The 3,020-nt window shown below is 62.4% G+C and carries 2 protein-coding genes and 1 pseudogene; all 3 read right to left on the bottom strand.

Annotation, left to right across the window (positions count from 1 at the left end; genetic code table 11):
• Positions 1–195, bottom strand: a pseudogene (locus tag EN879_RS30185) (quinoprotein dehydrogenase-associated putative ABC transporter substrate-binding protein); the annotation flags it as partial.
• A 58-nt stretch (positions 196–253) separates the two neighbouring features.
• Entirely contained in the window at positions 254–2,134 is a 1,881-nt protein-coding gene (locus EN879_RS30180) for a methanol/ethanol family PQQ-dependent dehydrogenase (RefSeq protein WP_063170777.1), read from the bottom strand.
• A complete protein-coding gene (locus tag EN879_RS30175; RefSeq protein WP_013525145.1) occupies positions 2,131–2,835 on the bottom strand; it encodes a heme-binding protein in 705 nt (234 codons plus the stop codon). The genes EN879_RS30180 and EN879_RS30175 overlap by 4 nt, the downstream gene beginning before the upstream one ends.
• Positions 2,836–3,020 lie beyond the last annotated feature (185 nt).

Raw genomic sequence — 3,020 nt, 5'->3', positions numbered from 1 at the left:
GATGAAGCCACGGCGCTGCGCCCACCAGGTATACGTCAGCTTGGCGCCAAGATCAGTGGCGACAATTTCCGCGATCCTGTTCTCGAACCCTTGACCGGCCGCGTTGGAAAACGGCATGTTGTTCGGGTCGGCGCACACTCTCAATTCACGTGCGTTGGCAACAGCCGGAAAGAGCAACAAGGCGAGCCCGGCCATGCCGATCGCCACCCGTTGGAACGCCTTTCGCGCCGGACGTACGGTCAAGTTCAATCCATCAAGGCAGCCGGAACACATAAAGCGTGCCTCCCGCCGTGGTAGCGTTCTTCAGATCCTTCATCGCGTTGACGAAGCCCAGTGCCGCGGTGGCATCGCGTGGGTCTAAGTCGCCCGAAACGATGGCGCCGGCCCAGCCACCGACGCCTGCCAGAATTGCGACATACTGGTGCCCATCGGGGCCGCGATAGGTTATTGGCTGGCCGATGATGCCGGACGACGTCTTGAACTGCCAAAGCAGATCGCCAGTCCTGGCGCTGACCGCCTTGAACCAGCCTTCCATGGTCCCGTAAAAGACGACATCGCCGGCAGTGACGACGGTGCCGCTCCATACCGGAAAGTTCTCCTTCAGGACCCAGGCCGGCTTGGCGGCGGAAACATCCCAGGCGGTAAAAGCACCACGATTGCCGCCCGGCCCGGGGATCATGCGTACGTTCATGCCGACATAGGGCGTGCCTGCGATGTAGTTTACCTCGACGCCTTCTTCATCCATGCAGAGATTGTTGTGGGGGATATAGAGCAGGCCGGTCCTCGGCGAAAACGCCGATGGCTGCCAGTCCTTGAGGCCGGATGCCGTCGGACAAATGTCTCGGACCACCTTGCCGGTGCCGGTTCTCTTGTCAGGGTTTGCAATCAGGCGGCCGGTCTTCAGATCGACGCCTTTGCTGGAATTGACCGGGCCATAGGCTGTGGCCGATAGCACCTCTCCAGTGGTCCGATCGAGGATATAGAGGTAGCCGTTGCGTTCCGGTCGGACAAGGACCTTGCGCGGCTTGCCTTGCCAGGTCATGTCCAGAAGGATCTGCTCGTTGATGCCGTCATAGTCATGGAGGTCATGCGGGCTCCACTGATAGAACCACTTCGCCGCTCCGGTATCGGCGTCACGCGCGAAAATACCGGACGTCCATTTGTTGTCGCCTGGCCGCAAATCCGGATTCCACGGTCCTGGATTGCCCGTGCCGTGGAAGATCAGGTTCAACTCCGGATCGTAGGAGATCCAGCCCCACATATTGCCGCCGCCGATCTTCCAGGCTTCCGGTGGCCATGTCGTCACGCCAAGGTCTGTGCCCCTGTCCATGTCGTAGTGGGGCTTGAAGTCCGGGCCGATCAGCACATCCTTGTCGGGTCCAGTGCCATAAGCCGTCCAGACAACATGCCCGTCTCCGGCATCCAGCGCCTTGACCCAGCCGCGGACGCCCATTTCGCCGCCGGAATTGCCGACCAGAACTTTGCCCTTCACCACCAGCGGCGCCATGGTGATGGTCTCGCCGATGTTGATGTTGCCGATATGAGTGTTCCAGATCGGCTTGCCCGTATTGGCATCGAGCGCGATCGTGTGGCCGTCCAGCGTGTTGAAGAAGATGCGTCCGTCGGCGAAGGCCGCTCCGCGGTTGACGACATCGCAGCAGGCCACTCCTTGTGCCGCCGGCTCGGGGTTGGGCTCGTACTTCCACTTCATCGGCGCGCCCGGCCTGGAAAGGTCGAGCGCGTAGACGATGTTGGGAAAGGGCGTGACGATGTACATGTTGTTGCCGACGACCAGCGGCGCTGCTTCCTGGCCCTTGTTTACGCCGGTCGAGAAGGTGAAGGCGACCTGCAGGTTCTTGACGTTGCCTTCGTTGATCTCGCTGAGTTCGCTGAAGCGGGTCGACGCGTAGTTCTTGGCCGGCATTGTCCATTGCCCGTCATCGGGTGGCGCCGCGGCGGCGGGCGGCGCGATAGCCGCCGCCGATGCGGGCTCCGAGGCACCGCTCAGAAACAGGCCGCATGCCAGCAGCATCACCGAGAGTATGCCCGTGCGAAAGGAATTCTCGGTCGCCAATGCGCGGGCGCCGTGTCCTGCGTCAACGCGCGCTGGTGCCGGGTGCAGCATGCCTTTCATTTGTGGATCGAGCCTCCCACGCCGGCGCCGAGCTCCGCCGCGATGTCAGCCTCGGTGCCGGCACAAAGCGGATGGCCCCAGCCCGAGGCGCTTTTGCCGCCGGGATCGACATCGTAGACGATGGCGTCCTTGCGATTGGGATTGACCCCGGCGGGAACCTTGTCGAGGCCAAGCGCCGCGCGAACACGCCAGGCGACATTGTGATCGGCGCATGAGGAATCTCCTGAGACCCCGAGGCCTCCGACGATGCTCTTGCCGTCATAGAGGGCAAGCCCGCCGCCAAACACGACGACGCCTCCGATTGGCTTGCCGACGAGAGGATCGCTGGCACTTCCAAACGTTTTGGGATCGCCCGCATAGGCTGCGGCCTGGTTGACCGGGTTGGTCTCCTGCAAGCCGAAAAGCGGCCCGCCCGGCTGCGTCCCCGCGTAGAGATTGGCCGTCGATAGGGCCATTTGCGCCAGGCTGAGCCCATTGGCTGTATTGGCCTTCTCCGCCGCGACGAGGCGACTGCCTGGCCATTGCGAATCGGCGGTGGGACCGCTGAAAGCGATCGCGCACACCGCGCCGTCGCGAGCAACGACAGCGGCCCATTCGTTGGTCTCAAAGCCTCCGTTGGCAGGTCCGCCGCTTGCTTTCACATTGGCCTTGAGTGCGGCGAGCAGCTTATCGTGGTCGGCCGGGCAGGGCGCCTGTGCCATGGCTGGGCCCTGTGGGAACAGGCCACTCGTCAACAACACCAGAGCAAAGGCTGATAGCAAACGCCGACAGCGATACATTGTCCTGCCCATTCGTTCGAGCATCAAAGAACCCCGGAGCATTCTGGCAGCCTGGAAAATGCGAAAATGAGTCCGTTGTCCAATGCCGTCGCTATTTAACTTGGGCG

Source organism: Mesorhizobium sp. M7A.F.Ca.AU.002.02.1.1 (genome assembly GCF_003998535.1).
Lineage (GTDB): Bacteria > Pseudomonadota > Alphaproteobacteria > Rhizobiales > Rhizobiaceae > Mesorhizobium > Mesorhizobium ciceri.
This window is presented reverse-complemented; position numbering and strand designations above follow the sequence as displayed.

Coding starts and splice junctions, on each gene's coding strand:
- EN879_RS30175 (WP_013525145.1), bottom strand. CDS start 2,835: ATGGCACAGGCGCCCTGCCCGGCCGACCACGATAAGCTGCTCGCCGCA.
- EN879_RS30180 (WP_063170777.1), bottom strand. CDS start 2,134: ATGAAAGGCATGCTGCACCCGGCACCAGCGCGCGTTGACGCAGGACAC.